Here is a 22,329-nt window from a genome sequence, read left to right as displayed (position 1 = left end):
TCTATCCGCCCTTGGAGTTGGTGATCTCCAGCCCGAGCACCCGGTACGCCTGGACGCCCTTCTCCCTGCCCTTCACCTGGGTGACGGGCAGGGGCTCCGCCTCGAAGCCATCTCCGGCCTTGTGGATGGTGCTCTCGTTGGCCACCACCTCGCCGCCCTTGGCCAGGCCGCACAGGCGGGAGGCCGTGTTCACCGAGTCGCCGATGGCGGTGAACTCATGGCGCTCGGTGCTGCCCATGTAGCCCACGACGGCCTGGCCGGTGTTCACGCCGATGCCCACCTCGATGGGCTTCTTGCCCGCGGCCATGCGCGAGCCGTTCATCACCTCGACGGCGTCCTGCATCTCCAGCGCCGCGCGCAGCGCCCGGGCCGGATCGTCCGGGTGCGACAGCGGCGGGCCCCACACGGCCATCACGCAGTCGCCGATGAACTTGTCCAGGTTCCCCTCGTGGCGGAACACCACGCCCGCCATCAGGGTGAAGAACTCGTTGAGCATGGACACCACCTCCTGCGGAGACTCGTTCTCCGACAGGGTGGTGAAGCCGCGGATGTCCGCGAACAGGCACGTCACCTCCGCCAGCCGGCTCTGCCGCAGGTCGTCCGTCTCGCCGCGGATCACCGCCTCGGCCACCGCGCGCGACAGGAAGCGGCTGAGCTCGGCGCGGGTGACGGCCTCGGCTTGAATCTGCGCGGCCAGCGCCACGTTCTCCAGGGCGATGGCCGCCTGCGCCGCCAGGCCCGAGAGGATGGTCAGGTCCTTCTCCGAGAAGGCGTTGGTCTGCTGGCGCGAGTCCAGGAAGAGCACCGCCTCCAGCTCGCCCTTGGACAACAGCGGCACCGCCATGGCCGAGCGGATGCCCTGCGCCACGATGCTCTCCGAGGAGGAGAAGCGCTCGTCGATGATGGCGTCCGCGGTGAGCACGCCCTTCTTCGTCTCCGCCACCTTCTGCAACACGGTGTCGGACACCATCACGTTGGCCGGGCTGCCCTGGCGGTGCTTCATGGCCACCGCGGTGAACTGCCCGTCCTGGCCCGGCTTGAGCACCACGCCATGGTCGGCCGCGAGCAGCTGGAAGGCCACCGAGAGGATCTGCTCGAAGAGGTCGTCCTGCTGGCCGCGCTGGCTCACCTGGCGGTGGAACTCGTAGGCGATGCGCAGCTTCTCGTACTCGCGCTTGAGGGTGGCCAGCTCCTGGATCTGCTCGGCGGGCCGGAAGTTCTGCGGCACCTGCTGATCCATCTGCGCGAGGAACGCGGGGATGGAGTGCGACTGCGCCACCACCGTCACCCGGGGACCGGCGCGGCCCGGACTGGCGGCGCCCGAGGCCCCCGCCGACGAGGGCACCGGCGGCGCGGCGGCCACGGCTTCCCCGGTGTAGAAGATGAGCTTGGAGGCGCCCAGGCTGATCTCATCCCCGTCGCGCAGCCGCAGCTCCGCGACGCGCCGCCCGTTGACGAACGAGCCGTTGGACGAGCCCAGATCTCGCAGGATGTAGTCCCGCCCCATCCGCTCGATGGTGGCGTGCTCCTTGGACACCTCGCGATCCACCAACCGCACCGTGTTGGAGGGATGCCGTCCCAGGGTCGTCAGATCTCCCAGCGAGAACTCTCCCGACGAACCGTCCGGGAAGCGCCCCTTGAGGTGCGGCCCCTGCGGAGCCGGAGATTTGGAGGAGGATGGGGTGGACACTGCGCGGACACTACCAAAGCCGATGGGGCTCCGGAACGGCGACGCAAGCCCGCCTGGAGGGTGGGCTCAGGGAACAATCGCCGGGCTTTACGGGTTTAGCGGGGAATCCTGCCGGGCCGCCCGGTTGCTCAGCGGGAGGGGATTCTTGAAGGCCAGCCCCACGGACGGGTAGAGGGTGACGCCGCCCAGGTCGCGCCGCTCGCCGAAGACGGCGGGGCGGCAGTAGGTGTAACCGGCGGTGAGCTCGGCGTAGAGGTGGACGTACTTGTAGCCCAAAGCAAAGCCCACGCTGGAGCCGTAGAAGTGGCTGGCCACCTGGGCGGGCAGCGCCACGTCGAAGCCCGAGACGTCCTTGCCCGACTGCGCGTAGTCCACCAGCTTCGCGTCCAGCGAGGTGCGGCTGTAGATGTACTTGGGGGCCGCGTAGAGCTTGAAGATGTCTCCCAGGTCCATGCTCAGGTAGACGGGGAGCTCGAGATCCCACCGGGAGAATTCGTCGATCTTCACCAGCTCCAGGGCGTCCAGCACGGGGCTCTCGAAGCGGTGCCGGGAGAGGCCCACGCCGAGCGCGATGTCATAGGACTTGCGCCGGTAGTCGGGCAGGGCCGAGTCCTCGGCATCGCCGCCGTGCGCCAGGCGCACCTTGGTGTCGAAGCGCACGGAGGAGGTGCTCAGGCGCAGGCCCACGTCCAGACTGTTGGACTCGAGCAGACCGGCGCGAATCATCAGCTCGTGGGCCGGGCCCGGAGGCGCCACGGCCAGCGCCAGGCCCACGTCGAGCAGCCGCCGGGCCTGGTCCTCGGGCAACTGGTAGGGCTCGCCCGAGTCGATGTTCTTCTTGATGACCCTGCCCTGGGCGATGCCCTCTTCGACGAGCGTGACGAGCTGGCCCGCCGGGACGAAGGCGCCCACCGCGCCGGAGACCTGGAACTGGCCCCGGGCGAGCGGCTTCGCCGTCTGCATCGTGGAGAGGGTGGAGGCGCAGCCGGTGGCCGTCAGGAGTACGAGCGCGAGCAGGAGTCTCATGGGACGGGACGGGACGTTACGCCGGGGGTGTCCGCTTGTCAGTCCCCCGGCCATTCGTTCCTTCCTCCGGGGCGGCTCCTGCTGTTAAGGGAGCCCTGTGCGAATCAAGCAGAAACCCGAGGATTTCTCCGTCAAGGAGTCGTACCGCTTCGACGAGGTGGCGAGCGGACGCTACCGCGTCTACCTGATGGACAAGCAGAAGCTGTCCACCTTCGACGCGGCGGACCGCATTCGCGACGCGTTCGGCCTCAAGCCGGGCTCCATCTCGTACTGCGGCCTCAAGGACAAGCAGGGCCGGACCGAGCAGCTCATCGCGGTGGACGGCGCCGACGTGGACATGCAGGACCCGGATCTGCGCCTGAAGTACCTGGGGCGCTCGGACAAGGCCCTGTCGGCCGCCAACATCACCTCCAACCGCTTCGCCGTCACCGTGCGCATGCTGACGGAGGAGTCCGTCAGCCCCCTCAACCAGGCCGCCGCCGAAATCAACCGGCTGGGCGTGGTGAACTACTTCGACAGCCAGCGCTTCGGCTCGCTCAAGCACGGCCAGGGCTTCATCGCCAAGGATCTCATCCGCGGTGACTTCGAGGCCGCGCTGCGCAACTACCTGGCGCAACCCTCGGAGCTGGACCGGAGCGAGGACGCCAAGGTGAAGGCCTTCTGGCGCGAGAACTGGGGCCGGTGGGACGCGCGCGTGCCCTTCGAGGGCACCCGGAAGTACCACCGCATCCTCAAGTCCCTGCGCGAGCACCCCGGCGACTACCTGCGCGCCTTCCTGCAGATCGACTCGGCCTACCGCGCCATGCTGCTCTTCACCTACCAGAGCTACCTCTGGAACGAGGGCGTGCGGCGCTACCTCCAGCTGCTGCTGCCGCGCGAGCACCTCTTCCCCATGAAGTACCAGGCGGGCACCGTCCTCTTCCACCGCGACGCGGACCCCCAGCCGCTCCACACCCTGCGCGAGTCCACCTTCCCCCTGCTCGCCCCGGACAGCCGCATCGAGGATCCGCTCAAGAAGCAGGCCGTGGACTGGGTGCTCGGCCGCGAGAAGCTCGCCCTGGACCAGCTCCGCGTCGAGGAAGCCCCGCGGATGCTCTACTTCAAGCACGAGGAGCGCCCCACCGTCGTCGTCCCGCACAAGCTCGTCATCGGCCGCGTGCAGAACGACGACCTCAACCGGGGCTTCCTCAAGGTCAACATCGCCTTCACCCTGCCCCCGGGTGCCTACGCCACGCTCGTCATCAAGCGGCTCTTCCACTTCGCCTACCGCGAGGAGAGCCCCCAGCAGATCCGCGACTCCTGGCGCGCCCCCATCGAGGACCGCGAGCAGAGCGGCGACACGGCCTTCGCCCCCCGGGGCCCCCGCAAGGCCCCCGCCCCCACCCCGCCGCTGCCCACCGCGCCGCTGCCTGGCACCCGGGCCGCCCGGCGCTCGCTCGAGGCCAAGGAAGCCGCCCCCGCCCCGGGCCGGCGTCCCCAGGCCCGCGAGGCCCGCGAGGCCCCCCCCGCTCCCGACACCCGCCCCTCCCAGCCCTCGGCCGGATTCCTCGAGCGCCAGCGCCAGAAGAAGCAGACCAAGGAACAGGCCCGGCGCGAGCAGGCGGCCAAGCGCCCGGAATCACGGAAGAAGAAGTGACCGGGACCGCCGGATTTTCCGGCGGTGCAATCGGGGACACCATGTTCCGTAGACCAGGGCGTGACCGCTCTCGCCCTCAACGCAGCAAACGTCGCGGACCTCGCCCGGGCCATTGGCATGCTGATGGCCGATGACGCCGCCGCCCCCCCGTGGAAGGCCCACGTGGTGGCCGCCCGGCGCGGGGACCCCTCCGCCTTCGAGTCGCTCGTTCGCAGCGTGCAGCGGCCCGTGTACGGCCTGGCGCTGCGCCTGCTCGGCAACGAGGCCGAGGCCGCCGAGGTCTCCCAGGAGGCCTTCCTGCGCGCCTACCAGAACCTGCACAAGTACGACGAGGCGCGCCCCTTCGACCTGTGGGTGATGGCCATCACCCGCAACCTGTGCCTGGACTTGCTGCGCCGGCGCACCAAGGTGAGGACCGAGGAGCTCGAGCCCATGAAGGATTTCCTCCCCAACGGGGAGGCCTCGCTCGAGGACAGCGCCATCGCCCGCCAGGAGCGGCAATCCCTGGAGGCGGCGCTCGCCACCCTGTCCGCCGACGACCGGGAGGTGCTCGCGCTCTACTACGTGCAGAAGCGCACCACGAAGGAGATCGCCCAGGTCCTGGGCTGCGCGCCCGGCACCATCATGGCGCGCCTGTTCCGGGCCCGGGAGAAGCTCCGCAAGCAGATGACCCCGGAGGATCCCACATGACTCCCCATACCATCGAGTGTCCGGACCTCGAGGTGCTCTTCACCGAGCTGGAGGCCGGCGAGGGCCCCGCGCTGGAGCACGCGAAGGACTGCCCGCTGTGCACCGCCATCATCGAGGAGCACCGGCTGCTGGAGAAGGATCTCTTCCGGCTGTCGGATCCCCTCCCCCCGCCGGACCTGGTGCACAAGGTGATGGCGCGCGTGGCCTCCGAGCCCACGCCCGTGCGCCGCGAGCTGTGGACGGGCGTGTCCATCCTCGCCGCGTCGATTGTCCTGGGGCTCGGGGTGCTGATCTCCAGCGACGCGGCCCTCAGTGGCGCGGGCACCGGCCTGGCCCGCTTCGTCGTGGACGGCAAGGCCTTCCTGGATGCGCTCATGAGTGGAGCGCACGCCTTGTGGAACACCGCCGCGGCACCCGTCGCCGCCCTGCTCGCCCTCCTCCTCCTTTCTTCCCTCTTCGGCATCAAGCGGCTGGCCGGTAACGGCCCCACCCCTTCGGAAGCGTGAGTGTCGCCATGAAGATCTCCAAGCGCCTGTTGCTCCCCGCCCTGCTGCTCGCCTCGCCCCTGTCCCTGGCCCAGACGCAGGATTCCGCCCCGAAGGCAGAGGCCCACGCCCAGGACACCATCAGCGTCCAGTTCCGCGGCTCGCTGCGCGACGCCATCCAGAAGATCGCCGGCGAGGGCGGCCTCAATGTGGTCGTCACCGGCGATCTCGACTCGCCCGCCGAGGTCCGCCTCAAGAACGTCAGCGCCGAGACGGCCCTGCGCACGGTGGCCCGCGCCTACTCGCTGAAGATCGATCAGGACAACGGCATCTACACCCTGCGCCCGCTGACGGCCGCGGAGAAGGCCTCGGCCCCGGCCCAGGGCAGCGCGGCCCCGATGCCGCCCATGCCGCCGGGTCCCCCGATGCACGTGGGGCCCGTGTCGCCTCCGGGGCCGGACGTGTCGGACGACGTGGCCCAGAGCGCGCTCGATGAGGACGAGGTGAAGGAGCGCGTGCGCGAGAAGATGAAGGAGGCCCGGCACCACCGGGGCTCGCGTGACGTGGTGGCCCGCGGCCGCTCGCTGGAGGTGAAGGAGGGCGAGACGGTGGACAGCGCGGTCGTCTACGGCGGCAACCTGGCGGTGAATGGCCACGTGGAGGACGACGCGGTCGTCTTCGGCGGCAACCTGATGGTGAATGGCCGCGTGGAGGGTGACGCGCATGCCTTCGGCGGCAACGTGATGCTCGGCCCGAACGCGGTGGTGGAGGGCGATGTGTCGTCCTTCGGCGGCGAGGTCCTCAAGCAGGACGGGGCGAAGGTCGAGGGCAGCACCGAGTCCTTCGGTGGCGCCAACATCGGCCGCATGGTCGCCGGGGAGATCAAGCAGAACCTCAAGCAGTCCAAGTCCAAGCGGCACGACGACGCGGACGACGCGGACACCGAGCGCGAGGAGCGCGGCGGCGGCGGCTTCGCGGGCTTCCTGCTCACCTTCGCCATGCTCTTCGGCCTGGGCTTCCTGGGGCAGATCCTCTTCCCCGCGCGCATGAAGGAGCTGGGCGCGGAGGTGCGGGCGCAGCCGGTGAAGGACGGCGTGGTGGGGCTGCTGGGAGCGCTGGCGCTGATCCCCACCATCGCGGTGCTGGTGGTGACCATCATCGGGATTCCCCTGGTGCTCGCGCTGGCCATCGTGGTGCCCCTGGTGACGGCGCTGGGCTTCGCGGCGGTGGCGAGCGAGCTCGGGACGCGCATGCCGGTGCTCGTGGGCCGCAAGACGCAGGCGCTGGTGCTGGCCCTGGGACTGCTCATCCTCCTGGTGGTGGGCCGCATCCCGGTGCTGGGGCCGCTGGTGCTGGTGCTGGCCTCGTTCATCGCCCTGGGCGCCGTCATCCGCACCCGCTTCGGCCACCGCCCGCGCGGCATCCCCGAGCCCATCATGTCCGACCGCATGCCGGTCTGAGCCGCGGCACGCACTGAAGGACGAAGCACCCCTTGGGGGGCGGGAACGAGGCGCTGGGGCGCTTCGGCTCGCCCCCCGGTGCTTTTCCGGGCCCCCGGAACCCCTCGGCTGGCTCACGCCCCTTCGGGACCTCCGGCCAGCAGTACCCGCCGGCCGAGCCGCGCATCCGGGTGCGCCGGCTCCAGCAGCGAGGTGCCGTGCCGCAGCCTCCTGGCGACCACCAGGCCCCCCGCCCTCATCACCGGGCGCGGCATGAACGACGCCAGCCGCATCATCCACCGGTAGGCCAGGCCCGGGTACACCAGCGGCGCCGCGCGCTCGAAGCCCTCGAGCGCCTCGCGGGCACACCGCTCCGCGGAGATGCGCATCCACGAGGGCCGCGCGCTCCGATTCTCCCCTCCCGCCACCTCGCGGAACTCGGTGTCCACGGGCCCGGGAGCCACCAGCGTCACCACCACCCCCGTGCCGGACAGCTCCAGCCGCAGCGACTCCGTGAAGCCCTCCAGGAAGTGCTTCGTGCCCGCGTAGACCGACATGCCGGGGCGGAGCATCCGCCCGGCTCCCGAGCCGATATTGAGGATGCCGCCGCGCCCCCGCTCCAACATGCGCCGCAGCAACCGGTGGGTGAGCAGCACGGGCGCCTCCACGTTCACCTGCAACATCTGGTGGATGCGAGACCAGCTCTCCTGCTCGTAGAGGCCGTAGTCCCCCAGGCCCGCGTTGTTCACCAGCACGTCCACCCGCACCAGGTGCCGGTGCAGCGAGTCCAGCAGCGTATCCACCTCGTCAGGGTGGGACAGGTCGCACCGCTCCACCATCACGCCCAGCGTCGGGTTGTGCGCGAGCAGCTCGTCGCGCAGGGCCTCCAGGCGCTCTTCCCGGCGCGCCACCAGCACCAGCGTCCGCGCCCGCCGGGCGAGCTGCCGGGCAATCTCCCGGCCGATCCCCGAAGAGGCCCCGGTGATCAGGATGGTGCCGGAATCGATGGGTGGACGCATGAGCTCCTCCTGGCCTCGACGACAAGAAAAGCTAGGCACCCGCATGGACCCCTACATGGGACGCTGGATCAAACCACCCCCTCCTTTTCCAGGGGCACTCGCTCGTCCGTCCGTCCGCTCGCGAGGCGAGGCGAGGCGAGACGAGAACCTGGACTCGCGTCACCTCCAGGATGGACCAGACCCTCAACAGCGGGGCAAGGACGCCTGGTCCTTCTGAGGGCTCCGGGCCCGCATGCGTGGGACGCAAGGCTTGCGCCCGCCCCGCCGTCGCACGCAAGAGTTTGCGCGCGGACACCCTCCTGCGCGTGAAGCTCCCCTGGCACGCTTCTTCCAGCGATGAAGAGATTAGAAGCCCGCCCCGCTCCCGGGTCCGGGCGCCAACGGAGGGAGTAGCGATGCCCACGCCTTCTCGCATCCTCGTGCCCGTGGACCTGATGGAAGGGTCCCGAGCCATCATCGATTACGCGGTGCAGCTCGCCACACCGTTCAACGCTTCCATCGAGATCCTCCACGCCTGGGAACCGCCGCAGTACGTGGCGCCGGATCTCCTGGTGGCCGCGCCGGGCTGGAATCCCCAGTCGCTCGAGAAGACGGCGCTCGATGCGGCCCGCAAGGAGTTGGAGGTGCTCATCGGCGGCTTCAAGGGTTCCGTCCCCATCACCCACCGGCTGGAGGTGGGCGAGCCCGCCGCCGCCGTGATCCGCGTCGCCGAGGTGGGCGGGTTCGATCTGATCATCATGGGCACCCACGGCCGCCGGGGCCTGCCGAGGCTGCTGCTCGGCAGCGTGGCCCAGAAGGTCATCGCCCGGGCGCACTGCCCCGTCCTCACCCTGCACGTGCCCGAGGAGAAGTAACCCTCCGGGCCGCGGTTGCGGGGTGGGGCCTCGTCATGGGGCCCCACTCCCCTCCAGCGCGCGGCCCCTTCGAGAGCAGTCGACAAGGTGGCGGAATCGCGGGTACAGGGAGCGCTCCGAAGCGCACCGACCCAGGAGCGGACCGCCCATGAATCCGAAGCGAGGCTTTGCCAGCGACAACAACGCGGGGATCCACCCCACCCTGCTCGAGGCCATTGCCCGGGCCAACGTGGGCCACTCCCTGGCCTACGGCAGCGACTCGTGGACCGAGCGCGCGGTGGCGAAGTTCCGCGAGCACCTGGGCTCGCACGTGGACGTCCACTTCGTCTTCAACGGCACTGGCGCCAACGTGCTCGGCCTGAGCGCGCTCTTGCGGCCCTACCACGCCGTGCTCTGCTCGGAGACGGCCCACATCAACGTGGACGAGTGCGGCGCTCCGGAGAAGCTCACCGGCTGCAAGCTCGTGGACATCCCCACCCCGGACGGCAAGCTGACGCCGGCGCTGGTGGAGCCGCGCATCCGCGGCCTGGGTGATCAGCACCACGTCCAGCCCCGCGTCATCTCCATCTCCCAGTCCACCGAGCTGGGCACCGTCTACACGCCCGAGGAGGTGCGTGCGCTCGCGGACCTGGCGCACCGCCACGGCATGTACCTGCACATGGACGGTGCCCGCATCTCCAACGCCGCCGCCGCGCTCGGCGTCCCGCTGCGCGCCATCACCACCGACTGCGGCGTGGACGTGCTGTCCTTCGGCGGCACCAAGATTGGCCTCATGGTGGGCGAGGCCGTGGTCGTCTTCGAGCCGAAGCTCGCGCCCGACTTCCGCTTCATCCGCAAGCAGGGCATGCAGCTCGCCTCGAAGATGCGCTTCGTGGCCGCCCAGTTCGAGGCGCTGCTCACCGATGACCTCTGGCTGAAGAGCGCGCGCCACGCCAACGCCATGGCCGCGCTGCTCTCCAAGGAGGTCTCCTCCATCCCCAAGGTGCGCCTCACCCGGCCCACCCAGGCCAACGGCGTCTTCGCCGCGCTCCCAGCCGGCATCATCTCCCGGCTGCAGGAGCACACCTTCTTCTACGTCTGGGACGAGTCCACCTCGGAGGTGCGGTGGATGACGTCCTTCGACACCACCGAGGAAGACGTGCGCGGCTTCACCGCCCGGCTGCGTGAGCTCGTGGGCGGCTGAGCCGCGCCCGTCCTCCCGGCGGACCCGCTGGCGGACCTGCCAGCGGGCCTATCAACGAATCCCGGTCGGGCTAGAGATCGCGCTCGCCCAGGTTCTTGGCACCCACCCAGCGCATGCGGTTGAAGCCGTCCAGGTTCTTGTTGGCGACGATCTGGAAGCACGTGGAGGAGCCCTGCGCGGCGATCTCCACGGACCAGCCGAGGAACATCTGCCACACGCGGAACCACCACTCGCCATAGGTCTTCACGACCTCGGCGCGGTTGTTCATCCAGTTGTCGTACCAGCGCGAGATGGTCAGCGAGTAGTGGATGCCCACGTTCTCCACGCTGTGGATCTCGAAGCCCGCGCTCTCCATGTGGCGGACCACGAACGACAGCGGCATGGAGGCATCCGCGCCCGGGAAGATGTACTTGTTCATGAACAGGCCCCACACCAGATCCTCGAGGTGGAAGCCCAGCGTGCCCTTCTTGGCGCGCAGTCCGGCGATCTGCAGGTAGAACAGGCCGTCATCGGCCAGCATCCCGTAGATCTGCTCCATGAAGGACTGGAAGTTCTTCACGCCCACGTGCTCGGCCATCTCCAGGCAGGAGATCTTGTCGTACGGGCCCGGCGGGATGTCGCGGTAGTCCAGGGTGAGGATGCGCGCCCGGTCGCTCACGCCCATGCGGGCGATCTGCTCGGTGGCGTACGCGGAGCCCTTCTCCGCGATGGTGATACCCGTGGAGTCGACGCCGTAGTCCTTGGCGGCGGTGGCCACGAGCGTTCCCCAGCCACAACCGATGTCCAGGTAGCGCTCGCCCTTCTTGAGGTGCAGCTTCTCGCCGACCAGCCGCATCTTCTGGTCCTGCGCCTCCTCGAGCGTCTGGTTGGGCGAGGTGAAGAAGCCCGAGGTGTAGATCATCCGCGGCCCGAGGAACCAGCCGAAGAAGTCGTTGCCGCGATCATAGTGCTCGCGGGCGATGCGCACGTCCTGCTCCTGCGAGTGGATGACGACCTCGGGCAGGAAGCGGGTGAAGAGGAACTTGAAGTGCTCGGCGACGGGCTTGTAGTCGACGACCTTCTGCCGCTCGCGAATGAACGTGCGAAAGTCACCCTCGATGTCGAGCCGCTGGTGGATGTAGTCCTCAATGACGGTGGCCATCGGAACCGTCCCGGCGGCGTAGCGCGCGCTGATGGAAGGGTCCTTCGGGTTCAGACGGAACGACGTAGCTGCGTCCATGCATCCTCCTGGTGAGACTCGCGTGTGGCCACGGCCGACATGACGCGAGCGGCCAAATACTCTACGTACAGATGAGCAGGCTCGGGTATCTCCAAATACCGGAATTGAACGGGAACCGTCGCCCACAGGGTGATTGACTTCCCGCGTCCACTCGGGGTGCGTCCGGCCCCGGAGCCGCGCCCGGGCGCCCGGCAATCGTTCCCGGCGAGCGCCGTAGACCTGGACGCGCCGCCCCGAGCGGCCGCTCTCCCGGAGTCCCAGAACCATGTCCAGGTCCCTGCTGTCCGCCCTCGCCGTCGTGTCGCTGCTCGCCGTGTCCACCACCGCCCGCGCCGGAGACGAGGACTCGAAGGCCGACAAGGCCCACAAGGGCGGGAAGTGCACCATCAGCGTCAAGAAGGGGGACCTCGTCGCCCAGGGCAAGGACCTGGTCGTCGACGACAAGGGCTCGGCGGTCCGGGACGCGGTGGCCATCGACGGCAACGTGATCATCCGCGCGGGCACCACGGTGAACGACGTGACGGCCATCCGAGGCAAGGTGACGATCGAAGCGGGCGCCCGGGTGGTGGGCGACGTGTCCGCCCTCGGTGGGGACGTCCGCATCGAGAAGGGCGCCAGCGTCGCGGGCGACGTGAACGCCATCGGGGGCCGGCTTCAGGCCGACGAGGGCGCCACCATCGCCGGCGAGAAGAACCAGCTCTCCATCAACATCAATGGAGAGGAGCTCCTCCAGAAGCTCATCGGAGGAGTCCTCTCCGGCAGCGGCACCCGCAACTGCGAGCTGCGCTTCAGCGAGGACTGACCGCCTCCCCGCTCTCGGAGGGCGCCGCGGCCCCGGCGCTCGTGTGCGGCATCAACGAGGCCCGGAGCTCGAGGATCTGCGTCCGGGCCAGCTCCTTGAGCCGCTCCACGTCCGCGAGCGTCATGCCCTGGGTGGAGATGGGCTTGCCCACCGTCACCAGGGCGCGGGAGGTCGCGAAGCGCCACGAGTGCTTGGGCAGCGCCCGGCGCGTGCCGCTCACCGCCAGGGGCAGCACGTCCGCGCCCGTCTCGATGGCCAGGCGGAAGGCGCCGTCCTTGAAGGGCAGCAGCTCGTCCGTCTTCGAGCGCGTGCCCTCGGGGAAGATCATCACGGGCATGCCCTTGTCGAGCCAGCGGGCGCAGGTGGCCATGGCCTCCAGGGCCGAGTCCTTCTCGCCGCGGCGCACGGGGATGTCGCCGGCCAGCCACATGCTCCAGCCCACCACGGGAATCTTGAAGAGCGAGGCCTTGCCCAGCCACTTCATCTCCCAGGGAAGGAAGGAGATGAGGAAGGGGTCCGCGTTGGACTCGTGGTTGCTCACCACCACGGTGCGGCCCGAGGGGCGCGTGGGCGTCCCGTGCACGCCGAACTTCCAGAAGGGGTTGAGCCTGGCCGCCGTCACGCCGATGAGCCGGAAGGCGCGCCCCGTGAGGACCTTGCGCTTGTCGAAGGGCCAGGTGAGGGCCAGCGGGGCCTGCAGGCAGAAGCCCGTGAGGGCCACCAGGCCGGTTTCCAACCACGCATACATGGAGAGCAGTGCGTTCATGGGAGCCTTCCGCCCTATCAGCGGCGGACCTTGGGGTCCAGATCCACGCTCACCGGGCAGTGGTCCGAGCCCAGGATGAGGGGGTGGATGGCCGCTCGCTTCACATAGGGCATGGCCCCGGGCGAGGCCAGCACGTAGTCCAGGCGCCACCCCACGTTGCGCTCGCGCACCCCGAAGCGCTGGCTCCACCAGCTGTAGTGCCCCTCGCCCTTCTCGAAGTGGCGGAAGGTGTCCACCCAGCCGGCGCGGATCCACCGGTCGAACTCCTCGCGCTCCTCGGGGCGGAAGCCGCTCGTCTCCCGGTTGTCCCGGGGCCGCGCCAGGTCGATCTCCTGGTGCGCGGTGTTGAAGTCCCCCATCACGAGGATGCGCTCACCATCGCGAAAGCCCTTCTCCAGCCGCTTGAAGAGCCGACGGTAGAAGGCCAGCTTGAAGGGCACCCGGCTGTTGTCCCGCTCCTTCCCATTGCCGTTGGGGAAGTAGCAGTTGACCACCGTGAGACGGCCGAAGCGGGCCACCTGGAGGCGGCCCTCGCAGTCCATCTCCTTCACGCCCAGCAGCGACTCCACGTCGTCCGGCGCCTTGCGCGCGAAGAGGCCGACGCCGCTGTAGCCGGGACGCTCGGCCGCCACGAAATGCGTGGCACGCCAGCCCTCGGGGGTCCGCACTTCCTCGGGGAGCTGTTCCTCGCGGGCGCGCACCTCCTGCACACCCACGACGTCGGCCTTTTCGGCCGCCAGCCAGTCCAGGAAGCCCTTCTTGTGGGCCGACCTCAGCCCGTTCACGTTCCAGGAGACGATCCGCACACCGGCTCAATGCCCGAGCGGCGCGCACATTTCCAGTCCCCTCTGGGTAGGCCCCTCCCGCTTGCGACAGCTCCGTTGACACTGGCCGGGTTCTACTCCTCCAGGGCATTCAACTGCGTTTGAGCAATCTCGCGATACAGCGGCACGACCTCAACGGCCAGCACGTCCTCGAACAACTTCCGCGCCCCCTGAATGTCCCCGGTGTCTTGAAGACGGCTGGCATCCACAATGGCACGGGACAAGCGCCGAGAGCCTACGCGAATCCTTCGGGAAATCTTCGCCACGAGGAGTGCCGCGTCCGAGGGAGTGCGGAGGCCATGTACCGCATCATCATCGGACAGAGCCACTTGTCGGGCTGCACGCCGCAAGAGTTCGCATACGGACGCAGTGAGCTCCAGCGCATGGCCCCGCTCGAGCTGTTCCGCCAGTGCACGTACCTCTTCCCAATCTTTTTCTTCGCTCATGCGTCACATTCGCGGTTTGCACAGGTGAAACGGCCACTGGTGCTGCCCCTCGCACAACCGAAAGCAGGCATGGCAGTCGCCCTTCCAGCGCGGGTTCATCTGACTCCTGCACTGGACATAGGTGTCACGGCAATGCTCCCGCCATCCCTCATCGGGGTCATCAGCATCCTCCCCCTCGCCCTCACCCGCCCCCTCGTCCGTCCTGCGTTGTAGAGCGTCCTCGACCTTCACCCCTGCTTCTATCGCCTCCGCTATGTCCGCAGCAGTGGCACCACAAGCTCCCGCTGGGTCGTACGGGTGCTTTTGGATGCAACAGGTCATGGTGTTGTTCCCGCAGTCGCTCAGGCCAATAGCAGCAGTACCAGCCGAGCATCCCGATACGAGAACGCCCCACAACACAGCCACCCCGAAGGTCAGGGCGTCATTCCAATGTTTCATTCCCGCGAGGCTAGGGGTTGTCAAACAGGGCGCGCCAACGCGGGCCATGGGCTCGTCAGGTCGGTTGTTCATACCCTCATGCCCCGAGCGGCGCGCGCCGGTCCAGTCCCGACGCGCGCCGGCCACCCGGGTGCTTCACGGCTCGGACGGGCTGAGCTTGCTCTGCGGCCCTCGCGTGGAGCGCAGGACGAAGTCCGCGGCGTTGTTGTTCGAGTCGTAGCCGTTGCCCTGGGCGGCGTCCGCGCCCGTCTCCATCGAGGCGGCCGTGGAACTCGCACGGGCCTTGCGCTCGAAGCTGCCGCCCGAGGCCTGGGTCCCCGTCACGGGGCTCGTCTCGCCCGAGTCCGCGGTGGAGCCGTAGCCCACCGTGTCCACCGTCAGCGGATCCGTCTTCCCCGTGGTGATGCCCGGCTTGCCCAGGCGCACGTGACCCACCGTCCCCGAGTACCCCAGGGCGCTGGCCCAGTTCACGTCCCCCGCCACCGTTCCGGAGTAGCCCTTCCCCGTCACCAGGAAGTAGCTCCGCGGCGCGATCTTCGAGCCCGACGGCAGCGTGACGCTGCCCGTGTAGCTCACTCCGGCGGCGCTCTTGTACTGGATCTTCCAGCCGGACAGGTCCACCTCGGCGGCGGTCGGGTTGTAGAGCTCGACGAACTCGTCATCCGCTCCGCCGCTGCCCAACACGGCGAACTCGCTGATGACCACGTGATCCGTGGCGGGCAGGCCCTGCACCTCGATGGTGGCCGAGCGCGACTCGCCCCCGAGCGCCGCGGTGACGGTCGCCGTGCCGCTCTGGCTCGCGGAGGCCGTGAACGTGAACACGGCGCTCACCTGGTGCGCCGGGATGGTCACCGTGGCGGGCACCGTGCCAATCCCCGAGGGCGACACGGACAGCGACACCACCGTGTCCGTCGCGGGCGGCACATCCACCGCCACGGAGAACTGCGCCGTTCCGCCCGACGCCACCGTGGAGCTCGTGGAGCCCATCGCCGACAGGTGCGAAGGCTCGGCCATCGCCAGCACCTTCACCAGGGCGGAGCGCGAGATGCCATCGAGCGTCGCCGTCAGCAACGTGTCACCCGCGGTAGCGCCCGCGACCGACAGATTGACGTTCACCCACACCGTCGCGGTGCTCTGCCCGGCGGGAACGACCACGCCCGCCAGGGGGATGATCACGCCCGGATTCGTGGACGTCACCGAGACGAACGTGTCCACATCGGCCGCCCGGCTCAGCTTCAGGGTGATCTGCGTGGGGTACGTGGGGCCGGCGTCGCCATCCCGCACGAACGTCCCATCCGCGGGGCTCAGGTCCACGAGGCTCACCGTCGAGTCGACCACCACATCCGCACTGGAGCGCGGCTCCAGCTTGGAGTTGTTGTTGCGCCACTCGAGCACACCGGAGATGGACGCGTAGAGATCGCCCACCTTCGGCATCGTGTAGCGGTAGAAGAAGTCGTTGATGCGCAGCGACCCGTTCACCACGAACTCGTAGGTGGGGGCGGTGTCACCCGAGCCCACGGCCGGCTCGAGCTGCGTCACCTCGACGCCCCGGACGCGGACGAGCACGCCTTCCAGTTGCTGCGCGTACGCCCCACCGGTGGCCACGTCCGAGGGCCACATCTCGACGGGCGTGGGCAGCGGGTTGCCCGAGCTCCTGACGGTGAGGGTGGCCGGGCTGTTGAGCTGGAGCTGGCCGAAGTAGTCGGAGAGGGTCCCGTTGCCAATGTCCACGCGATCGCCCGCCTTGACGGTGTGGCCGGGCTTGTAGACGAAGAGGCCGGAGTACGAGGGGCCCGCGTAACCCGACTCCTCCGGCGACACCTGGACGAAGAAGCCCGAGGTGCCCGTGGCCGTCGCCAGCACGTTGTTGAGGGCGACGAGCTTGCCCACCCACGGCGAGGCGCCACCCACCGGCGTCTTGAGCGCGTAGATGCTCACCGGGCACGCCGAGCCCCCGGGGTTGGACACGGGGCACACGTCGCAGACATCGCCCATGCCATCCCCGTCCGAGTCCTCCTGACCCGGATTGGCGTCATTGGGGCAGTTGTCCACGGCGTTGAGCACGCCATCGCCATCCAGGTCATTCGGGTCGGGCGGAGCGCACTCGGTGGAGTACGCGGAGAGCGGGCACACGTCGCACATGTCCCCCGCTCCGTCCCCGTCCGTGTCCGCCTGCTTGCCGTTGTCCAGGGGCCGCACGGGGTTGAAGACGTTGGGGCAGTTGTCGGAGACGTCGGGGATGCCGTCGCCGTCGATGTCGTTACCGCTGGGGACTCCCGAGTACAGCGTCGAGCCGTTGACCGAGCCGGGGGCGCTCGAGCTCGTGGACGCGCGCTGCGGCGAGCACATGGGTTCGTCGGACGGATCCGCGCCGCAGAAGAAGAGCTTGTAGGCGCTCGAGTTCGCCGTCTGCAGCGTGGAGAACGACTCGCCGGTCTCCGACTGGAGGCACACCTTGCGCGAGGTTCCGCACACGTCGAGCGCGTCGCAGCCCGTGACGCCGAGCCCATCCAGCAGCGTCGCGTCACCGTAGAGCGGCTTGCCGCCGCGCAGGGTGAGGACCACGTCCTCGGGATTGGCGGCGATGACCGCTCGGTACGGCGAGTGCGCGAAGGCGTTGAGCCGGAAGATGGCGAGGTCCGCCACCTTGCCCGGCACGAGGTCGCCGATCTTCGACGAGGTGCGCGTGGCCTGGGCCGCGTTGTGGGTGACCATCGCCCACAGCTCGGAGTCCTTGAAGCTGGCGTTGTAGTAGATGCTGTTGAGGTAGTCCGCGCAGCGCAGCTCGCGCAGCAGGTTCATCGAGCCGGTGGGCAGCCAATCCGAGCCCAGCGCGATGTTGACGCCCAGCCGCTTGTAGACGGACACCTGGGCGGTGTCTCCGTAGAGCGACACGTTGGAGCGCGGCGACCAGACGAGGCTCGCGCCCTTGGTGGCCATCAGCCCGATGTCCGAGGCGCGCAGGCCGATGCCGTGGATGACCGCCGTCCGAGGACCGATGAGCTCCTGCCCGGCCGGGTTGAGCCCCGAGGTGCAGAGGAACTCGTTGCGGGCGGAGGTCTCGATGCCCTCGGCGATGTGCGGCAGGTAGGCCGCGTCGCTCGGGATGTCGCTCGGCGTGTCGATGCCCGGGTAGGAGCAGCCCGAGGTGAGCTCGGTGCCCGAGGTGTCACCCAGCGGGAAGGTCGCGTAGTTCGCTCCGGAGACGCCGATGCCGAGGCCCTCCTGGTTGCCGCCGCTCGTGGAGGTGCTCGCCTTGTCGAGGTTGCGCAGGAGCCCGTTCTGGCCGCCGGAGCCCGCGATGGAGGTGGTGCCCGCCATCACCTGCCGCAGCTCGGCCCAGCGGATGGCCGCGGAGGTGGCGGTGCTGCCGGACGGGATCCTCGTGTGCCCGTCGTGGCCCGTGCGCCAGTCGTGGCGGTGCTCGTAGCGCTCCGCGGTGTAGCCGGTATAGGGAGGGCTCTGGAAGGTGATGTGGTCGTGCGAGTTGATGAGACCCGGCGACACCACGCCGCGAGGGCACACCACCTGCGTGGCCGTGGCCGCACCGGCCGCACCCGAGCAATCGCAGCTCACGCACTGGATGACGCCGGCCGAATCGAAGAGGACCTGGCCGCCGTTGTAGACCTTGTCCGGCGCGAGGATGACGCCGGTGATGAGGCGGCTGGTGCTGCCCGGCGTCACCGTACACGTGCCCGACGTGGGCGGAGGCAGCGAAGCGGCGGGGCACTCGACGATCGTTCCGATCCCCGTGCCCGCGTCGGAGCCCGCATCCCAGCTCCCTCCATCCGAGCCCGCGTCCCAGGTGCCCGCATCAGAGCCCGCGTCCGTCGTGGTACCCGCGTCCGTCGTGGTGCCCGCGTCCACCGTGGTGCCCGCGTCCGTCGTAGTGCCTGCATCCGGCGCATTGCCTGCATCAAGCGTGGTACCCGCGTCCGTCGTGGTACCGGCGTCCTCGTACGTACCCGCGTCCGTCTCGGTGCCTGCATCCGGCGCAGTGCCTGCATCAAGCGTGGTGCCCGCGTCCTCGTACGTACCCGCGTCCGTCGTCGTACCCGCGTCCGTCGTCGTGCCTGCATCCGGCGCAGTGCCAGCATCCATTTCGATGCCCGCGTCTGTCGTAGTGCCCGCGTCGAGCTCGGTACCCGCGTCGGTCACCGTACCGGCATCCGCATGGGTTCCCGCGTCCGTCCCCGCGTCGTCGGTCACCGTACCGGCATCTGCCTGGGTTCCCGCGTCCGTCCCCGCGTCCACCGCGGGCAGGGTGCAGTTGTGCTCGCACCCGTCACCGCCCACCGTGTTGCCGTCATCGCACTGCTCGGGCGGCTCGAGGATCGAGTTGCCGCAGACGGGCCCCGACGAACCCGCGTCCGTCGTGGTGCCAGCATCCATCTCGGAGCCCGCGTCCGTCTGGGTCCCCGCGTCCGTCTGGGTCCCCGCGTCCGTCTGGGTCCCCGCGTCCGTCCCCGTGCCGGCATCCGTCCCCGTGCCCGCGTCGGCCCGCGTCCCCCCGTCCACCTCGGGCAGGGTGCAGTTGTGCTCGCACCCATCGCCGCCCACGGTGTTGCCGTCGTCGCACTGCTCGGGCGCTTCGAGGATCGCATTGCCGCAGACCGGCGGTGCCCCGGGAGTCGGAGTACAGGTGTTCTCGCACCCGTCTCCATTCACCGTGTTGCCATCGTCACACTGCTCGGCGCCGTTCCTCACGCCATCACCGCAACGCGCGGCGTCTTCCCCTCCACCGCACCCCGTCAACACGAGCAGCACCGCAGTGAAGGCAACGACTCCAAGTCGACGGATTGGCAGCATCGGGCACACCCGATCCGGTGCAACCGCATCCCCGCTGCAGGCGGGGTGTGACCGGATCAGCGTCCATCATGCCCGATTTTGATGTGCCAATTAAGTGACACTGATTTGATTTCACCTGCAACGGAACGTCCCAGCGCTCAGGTCGCCTGGGCCGGGTGCGCCGGGCCCACGCCGCGGGCCTGACGGAAGGCACGCACGGCCTCGGCGATCTCCGTGCCCGCCTCCACCAGCCCCGCGTGGCCCGCGTCCTCCACCAGCACCCACTCCGCGGCGGGTATCCGCTCGCGCATCCGCTCCATCTCGCGCAGCGGCACCAGCAGATCGTTCTTCGCGGCGATGAGCTGCGTGGGCACCCGGACGTGGGGCAGCACATCCCAGCTCGGAGGCGCGTCCACCAGGCCGCGCATCATCATCCAGAAGGCCTGTGGATCCATCCGGCGCAGGGCCAGCAGGAACTCGACGATGTCCGCGCGAGGGGCCCGGGCCCGCAGCAGCCCCGAGGCACGCCCGAACGGATACGCCAGCCGCGAGGCGAGGAGCTGATGGACGAGGGGCGCCGCCCGGGGCACCAGCGGTGTCAGGGTCCGCAGGCCGCGCGCCAGGGTGCCCTGTCCGCCGGGCAGCGGGAGGAGCCAGGCCGTCGGGTCCGGCGTGGAGGGGCTGCCGGCGATGAGCGTCATGGCGGGCACCAACGCGGGCCGGCGCCGGTACAGCTCGAGCACCACCCGGACGCCCATGGAGAAGCCCACCTGGTGGGGCGGGCGGCCGTCACCACGGGCCATCACCTGCTCGGTGATGCGCTCGAGGTCGTCCACGTGGGCGCGCAGCGCGTAGTCACCGATGGTGGACAGCTCGCTGCGGCCGTGGCCCCGGTAGTCCCAGTGCACCACGCGGTGGTCCTGCTCCAGGTCCGCGACGATGTAGCGCCAGAAGTTCTCCGAGGTGCCGATGCCGTTGGTGAGCAGCACCGCCTGGCGGGTGGCGAACTCCGGTTCCGCCTCGTCCTCGGGGGCATTGCCCACATGCGTGTGGTACGCGATGCGGGTGCCATCGGGAGCGGTGACGAAACGGGTGAGGCGGCGGTAGGGCATGCCCTCGCACCATTCGTCCGCCCCCCCCAGGGCGCAAGGGCTCGCGTTCACTATCCGGTGTCACGAATGTTCCCGCCGGGCCTCGTGTTTCCCAGCGTTCTCCCCTCTGCTTCCCATGACCTTCTCCGACTCCTCCCCTCTTGTGCGCTGGCTCGAGCCCCGTCCCCCGGGCCCGGAAGCGCCTCCCGCCGTCGTGGCCGTGGGCACGATGAACTTCGGTGCCCGCACGCCCGCCCCCGAGGCGCAGCGGCTCGTGGCTCGCGCCCTGGAGCGCGGCGTGCCCTTCTTCGACACGGCCAACTCGTACGGCAACGGTGAGGCCGAGCGGCTCCTCGGCCAGGCGCTGCGCGGCCGGCGCTCCGAGGTGGGCATCGCCACGAAGGTGGGCCTGGCGCGCGTCCGGGGCAGACCCGAGGGCCTCTCCGGAGCGCAGGTGACACGTGCGGTGGAGGACAGCCTGAAGCGGCTCGGGACGGACTACGTGGACGTGCTCTACCTGCACGCCCCGGACGCGGCCACGCCGGTGGAGGAGACGCTGGAGGCCGTGCACGGGCTGCTGCGCGCGGGCAAGGCGCGGCACTGGGGCGTGTCCAACCACGCGGCCTGGCAACTGCTGGAGCTGCGCGGCCCGTGCGACGCGCGCGGCCTGCCGCACCCCAAGCTGTCCCAGGTGCTCTACAACCCGCTGGTGCGCCAGCTCGAGGTGGAGTACCTGCCCTTCACGAGGCGCTACCCCATCCACACCACCGTCTACAACCCGCTGGCCGGAGGGCTGCTCTCCGGGCGCCATGTGCCGGGCGGCCCCATCCCCCCGGGCTCGCGCTTCGACGGCAACCGCCTCTACCAGCGCCGCTACTGGTCCCCCCGCCTCTTCGAGCTGGCCGGGCGCCTGCGCGAGGTGGCCGAGGCCGCGGGCCTCTCGCTGGTGGAGCTCGCCTACGCGTGGCTGGCGGGCCGGCCCGGGGTGGACTCGGTGCTGGCGGGCCCGGGCACGGTGGAGCACCTGGACGCCGCGCTGGACGCGTGCGCGAAGCCGCTGCCCGCGGAGGTGGCCTCGCGCGTGGACGAGGTGTACCGGGAGTGGCTCGGCACGGACGCCACGTACGCGAGGTGAGCATGCTGGCGGTGGACGCGGAGACTTTCGACATCGCCGGGCCGCTCGCGCACTACGCCGAGCATGGCTACGCGCGCCTGGGCCCGCTGCTGAGCCCCGAGGGCCTGGAGGCCCTGCGCGAGCGCGCGGACGACTTGATGCTGGGCCGGGTGAGCTACCCCGGCTTCTTCTGGCAGATGGACGCGCCCACGGGCCGCTACGAGGACGCGCCGTTGGGGCTCGGCTGGCAGGGGCCGTCGCTGGACTACCGCAAGCTGGAGAAGCTGGAGAAGGATCCGCGCTTCCTCGAGTGGATGGAGAATCCCCTCTTCGAGCGCCTCGCCCGCGCGCGCCTCCCCGGGGACATCTGCCTCTACCGGGCCATCCTCTTCCACAAGGGCCAGCGCGGCGGCAGCGAGCTGCCCTGGCACCAGGACGGGGGCCGGCTGTGGGGCCTCACCAAGGATCCCGAGCTACAGCTGTGGACGGCGTTGGATGACGCGCCGCTGGACGGAGGCTGCGTGGAGGTGGTGCCGGGGAGCCACCGCTGGGGGCTGGCGACGGCGCTCGGGGGCGTGGTGCCGCCGGACCAGGTGGCGGCGCGCGAGGCGGACACGCTCGCGGTCCCCCTGCCGGTGAAGGCGGGCGAGGTGCTGCTGCTGCACAACTACGTGTGGCACCGCTCGGCGCCGAGCCGCACGGGCCAGCGGAGGCGGGGCTTCTCAGCCTGTTACATGAGCGCGGACACGCGCTGCGTGCGCAAGAAGAAGGCCCCTCGGGACTTCTTCCCGCTCTTCCGCCGCGCCTCGCGCTGAGCCG

Annotated in this window: 18 protein-coding genes; 9 read left to right on the top strand and 9 right to left on the bottom strand. The window is 69.7% G+C overall.

Going from position 1 to position 22,329, the window contains the following annotated elements:
* Position 1 precedes the first annotated feature (1 nt).
* Both ACJ8AN_RS11900 and ACJ8AN_RS11895 read right to left on the bottom strand, forming a co-directional pair.
* A complete protein-coding gene (locus tag ACJ8AN_RS11900) occupies positions 2-1,690 on the bottom strand; it encodes an adenylate/guanylate cyclase domain-containing protein (RefSeq protein WP_407755415.1) in 1,689 nt (562 codons plus the stop codon).
* An 87-nt stretch (positions 1,691-1,777) separates the two neighbouring features.
* Positions 1,778-2,716 carry a hypothetical protein gene (locus ACJ8AN_RS11895; RefSeq protein WP_407755414.1) on the bottom strand — a complete coding sequence of 313 codons (939 nt, stop codon included), beginning with the start codon at positions 2,714-2,716 and terminating at the stop codon, positions 1,778-1,780.
* Between the two features lie 97 nt (positions 2,717-2,813).
* Here ACJ8AN_RS11895 and truD point away from each other — a divergent pair, with 97 nt between their 5' ends.
* From truD to ACJ8AN_RS11875, 4 genes are all read left to right on the top strand, one after another.
* Positions 2,814-4,352 carry a tRNA pseudouridine(13) synthase TruD gene (gene truD, locus ACJ8AN_RS11890; RefSeq protein WP_407755413.1) on the top strand — a complete coding sequence of 513 codons (1,539 nt, stop codon included), beginning with the start codon at positions 2,814-2,816 and terminating at the stop codon, positions 4,350-4,352.
* A gap of 123 nt (positions 4,353-4,475) precedes the next feature.
* A complete protein-coding gene (locus tag ACJ8AN_RS11885; RefSeq protein WP_407755472.1) occupies positions 4,476-5,042 on the top strand; it encodes an RNA polymerase sigma factor in 567 nt (188 codons plus the stop codon).
* Positions 5,039-5,548 (top strand): hypothetical protein, encoded by a 510-nt coding sequence (locus tag ACJ8AN_RS11880; RefSeq protein WP_407755412.1) that lies wholly within the window; start codon positions 5,039-5,041, stop codon positions 5,546-5,548. Before ACJ8AN_RS11885 ends, ACJ8AN_RS11880 begins: the two co-directional genes overlap by 4 nt.
* An 8-nt stretch (positions 5,549-5,556) precedes the next feature.
* Positions 5,557-6,987 carry a polymer-forming cytoskeletal protein gene (locus tag ACJ8AN_RS11875; protein WP_407755411.1) on the top strand — a complete coding sequence of 477 codons (1,431 nt, stop codon included), beginning with the start codon at positions 5,557-5,559 and terminating at the stop codon, positions 6,985-6,987.
* Positions 6,988-7,100: 113 nt separating this feature from the next.
* Here ACJ8AN_RS11875 and ACJ8AN_RS11870 read toward each other — a convergent pair whose 3' ends face one another.
* Positions 7,101-7,985 carry an SDR family NAD(P)-dependent oxidoreductase gene (locus ACJ8AN_RS11870; RefSeq protein WP_407755410.1) on the bottom strand — a complete coding sequence of 295 codons (885 nt, stop codon included), beginning with the start codon at positions 7,983-7,985 and terminating at the stop codon, positions 7,101-7,103.
* A 395-nt stretch (positions 7,986-8,380) separates the two neighbouring features.
* On the opposite strand from ACJ8AN_RS11870, the gene ACJ8AN_RS11865 reads away from it, so the two are divergent.
* Together ACJ8AN_RS11865 and ACJ8AN_RS11860 are read left to right on the top strand one after the other, a co-directional pair.
* Positions 8,381-8,839, top strand: a complete 459-nt coding sequence (locus ACJ8AN_RS11865; protein ID WP_407755409.1) for a universal stress protein — start codon at positions 8,381-8,383, stop codon at positions 8,837-8,839.
* 148 nt (positions 8,840-8,987) lie between these two features.
* Positions 8,988-10,022, top strand: coding sequence for a threonine aldolase family protein (locus ACJ8AN_RS11860; protein WP_407755408.1), 1,035 nt, complete (start codon positions 8,988-8,990; stop codon positions 10,020-10,022).
* Positions 10,023-10,092: 70 nt separating this feature from the next.
* Here ACJ8AN_RS11860 and ACJ8AN_RS11855 read toward each other — a convergent pair whose 3' ends face one another.
* Positions 10,093-11,241, bottom strand: a complete 1,149-nt coding sequence (locus ACJ8AN_RS11855) for a class I SAM-dependent methyltransferase (RefSeq protein WP_407755407.1) — start codon at positions 11,239-11,241, stop codon at positions 10,093-10,095.
* Positions 11,242-11,506: 265 nt separating this feature from the next.
* Here ACJ8AN_RS11855 and ACJ8AN_RS11850 point away from each other — a divergent pair, with 265 nt between their 5' ends.
* Positions 11,507-12,043, top strand: a complete 537-nt coding sequence (locus ACJ8AN_RS11850) for a hypothetical protein (RefSeq protein WP_407755406.1) — start codon at positions 11,507-11,509, stop codon at positions 12,041-12,043.
* On the opposite strand, the gene ACJ8AN_RS11845 is transcribed toward ACJ8AN_RS11850, so the two are convergent.
* The 5 genes from ACJ8AN_RS11845 to ACJ8AN_RS11825 form a co-directional block, all read right to left on the bottom strand.
* A complete protein-coding gene (locus ACJ8AN_RS11845; protein WP_407755405.1) occupies positions 12,030-12,809 on the bottom strand; it encodes a lysophospholipid acyltransferase family protein in 780 nt (259 codons plus the stop codon). The two genes, ACJ8AN_RS11850 and ACJ8AN_RS11845, sit on opposite strands and share 14 nt — an antisense overlap.
* Before the next feature lie 17 nt (positions 12,810-12,826).
* Positions 12,827-13,615 carry an exodeoxyribonuclease III gene (locus ACJ8AN_RS11840; protein ID WP_407755404.1) on the bottom strand — a complete coding sequence of 263 codons (789 nt, stop codon included), beginning with the start codon at positions 13,613-13,615 and terminating at the stop codon, positions 12,827-12,829.
* Positions 13,616-13,707: 92 nt separating this feature from the next.
* The gene (locus tag ACJ8AN_RS11835) at positions 13,708-14,079 is read right to left on the bottom strand and encodes a DUSAM domain-containing protein (protein ID WP_407755403.1); all 372 of its coding nucleotides are present in this window, start codon (positions 14,077-14,079) and stop codon (positions 13,708-13,710) included.
* Between the two features lie 573 nt (positions 14,080-14,652).
* Positions 14,653-19,224, bottom strand: a complete 4,572-nt coding sequence (locus ACJ8AN_RS11830) for a DUF4215 domain-containing protein (protein ID WP_407755402.1) — start codon at positions 19,222-19,224, stop codon at positions 14,653-14,655.
* Positions 19,225-19,463: 239 nt separating this feature from the next.
* Positions 19,464-20,417 carry an alpha/beta fold hydrolase gene (locus tag ACJ8AN_RS11825; RefSeq protein ID WP_407755401.1) on the bottom strand — a complete coding sequence of 318 codons (954 nt, stop codon included), beginning with the start codon at positions 20,415-20,417 and terminating at the stop codon, positions 19,464-19,466.
* A 115-nt stretch (positions 20,418-20,532) separates the two neighbouring features.
* On the opposite strand from ACJ8AN_RS11825, the gene ACJ8AN_RS11820 reads away from it, so the two are divergent.
* Both ACJ8AN_RS11820 and ACJ8AN_RS11815 read left to right on the top strand, forming a co-directional pair.
* Positions 20,533-21,531 (top strand): aldo/keto reductase, encoded by a 999-nt coding sequence (locus ACJ8AN_RS11820; protein ID WP_407755400.1) that lies wholly within the window; start codon positions 20,533-20,535, stop codon positions 21,529-21,531.
* 2 nt (positions 21,532-21,533) lie between these two features.
* Positions 21,534-22,325: a phytanoyl-CoA dioxygenase family protein gene (locus ACJ8AN_RS11815; protein ID WP_407755471.1), complete on the top strand. Its 792-nt coding sequence runs from the start codon at positions 21,534-21,536 to the stop codon at positions 22,323-22,325.
* The last annotated feature ends 4 nt before the right edge of the window (positions 22,326-22,329 follow it).

The sequence above is a fragment of the Archangium sp. genome (assembly GCF_045802675.1).
Taxonomy (GTDB): domain Bacteria; phylum Myxococcota; class Myxococcia; order Myxococcales; family Myxococcaceae; genus Archangium.
Note: the sequence above shows the minus strand (reverse complement) of the source record. Positions and strands in the feature narration are given on the sequence as shown.

Bases quoted from the DNA above. Each gene is read 5' to 3' on its own strand.
- ACJ8AN_RS11895 (WP_407755414.1), bottom strand. From the start codon at position 2,716: ATGAGACTCCTGCTCGCGCTCGTACTCCTGACGGCCACCGGCTGCGCC.
- ACJ8AN_RS11885 (WP_407755472.1), top strand. From the start codon at position 4,476: ATGGCCGATGACGCCGCCGCCCCCCCGTGGAAGGCCCACGTGGTGGCC.
- ACJ8AN_RS11880 (WP_407755412.1), top strand. From the start codon at position 5,039: ATGACTCCCCATACCATCGAGTGTCCGGACCTCGAGGTGCTCTTCACC.
- ACJ8AN_RS11875 (WP_407755411.1), top strand. From the start codon at position 5,557: ATGAAGATCTCCAAGCGCCTGTTGCTCCCCGCCCTGCTGCTCGCCTCG.
- ACJ8AN_RS11870 (WP_407755410.1), bottom strand. From the start codon at position 7,985: ATGCGTCCACCCATCGATTCCGGCACCATCCTGATCACCGGGGCCTCT.
- ACJ8AN_RS11865 (WP_407755409.1), top strand. From the start codon at position 8,381: ATGCCCACGCCTTCTCGCATCCTCGTGCCCGTGGACCTGATGGAAGGG.
- ACJ8AN_RS11860 (WP_407755408.1), top strand. From the start codon at position 8,988: ATGAATCCGAAGCGAGGCTTTGCCAGCGACAACAACGCGGGGATCCAC.
- ACJ8AN_RS11855 (WP_407755407.1), bottom strand. From the start codon at position 11,241: ATGGACGCAGCTACGTCGTTCCGTCTGAACCCGAAGGACCCTTCCATC.
- ACJ8AN_RS11850 (WP_407755406.1), top strand. From the start codon at position 11,507: ATGTCCAGGTCCCTGCTGTCCGCCCTCGCCGTCGTGTCGCTGCTCGCC.
- ACJ8AN_RS11845 (WP_407755405.1), bottom strand. From the start codon at position 12,809: ATGAACGCACTGCTCTCCATGTATGCGTGGTTGGAAACCGGCCTGGTG.
- ACJ8AN_RS11835 (WP_407755403.1), bottom strand. From the start codon at position 14,079: ATGAGCGAAGAAAAAGATTGGGAAGAGGTACGTGCACTGGCGGAACAG.
- ACJ8AN_RS11825 (WP_407755401.1), bottom strand. From the start codon at position 20,417: ATGCCCTACCGCCGCCTCACCCGTTTCGTCACCGCTCCCGATGGCACC.
- ACJ8AN_RS11820 (WP_407755400.1), top strand. From the start codon at position 20,533: ATGACCTTCTCCGACTCCTCCCCTCTTGTGCGCTGGCTCGAGCCCCGT.
- ACJ8AN_RS11815 (WP_407755471.1), top strand. From the start codon at position 21,534: ATGCTGGCGGTGGACGCGGAGACTTTCGACATCGCCGGGCCGCTCGCG.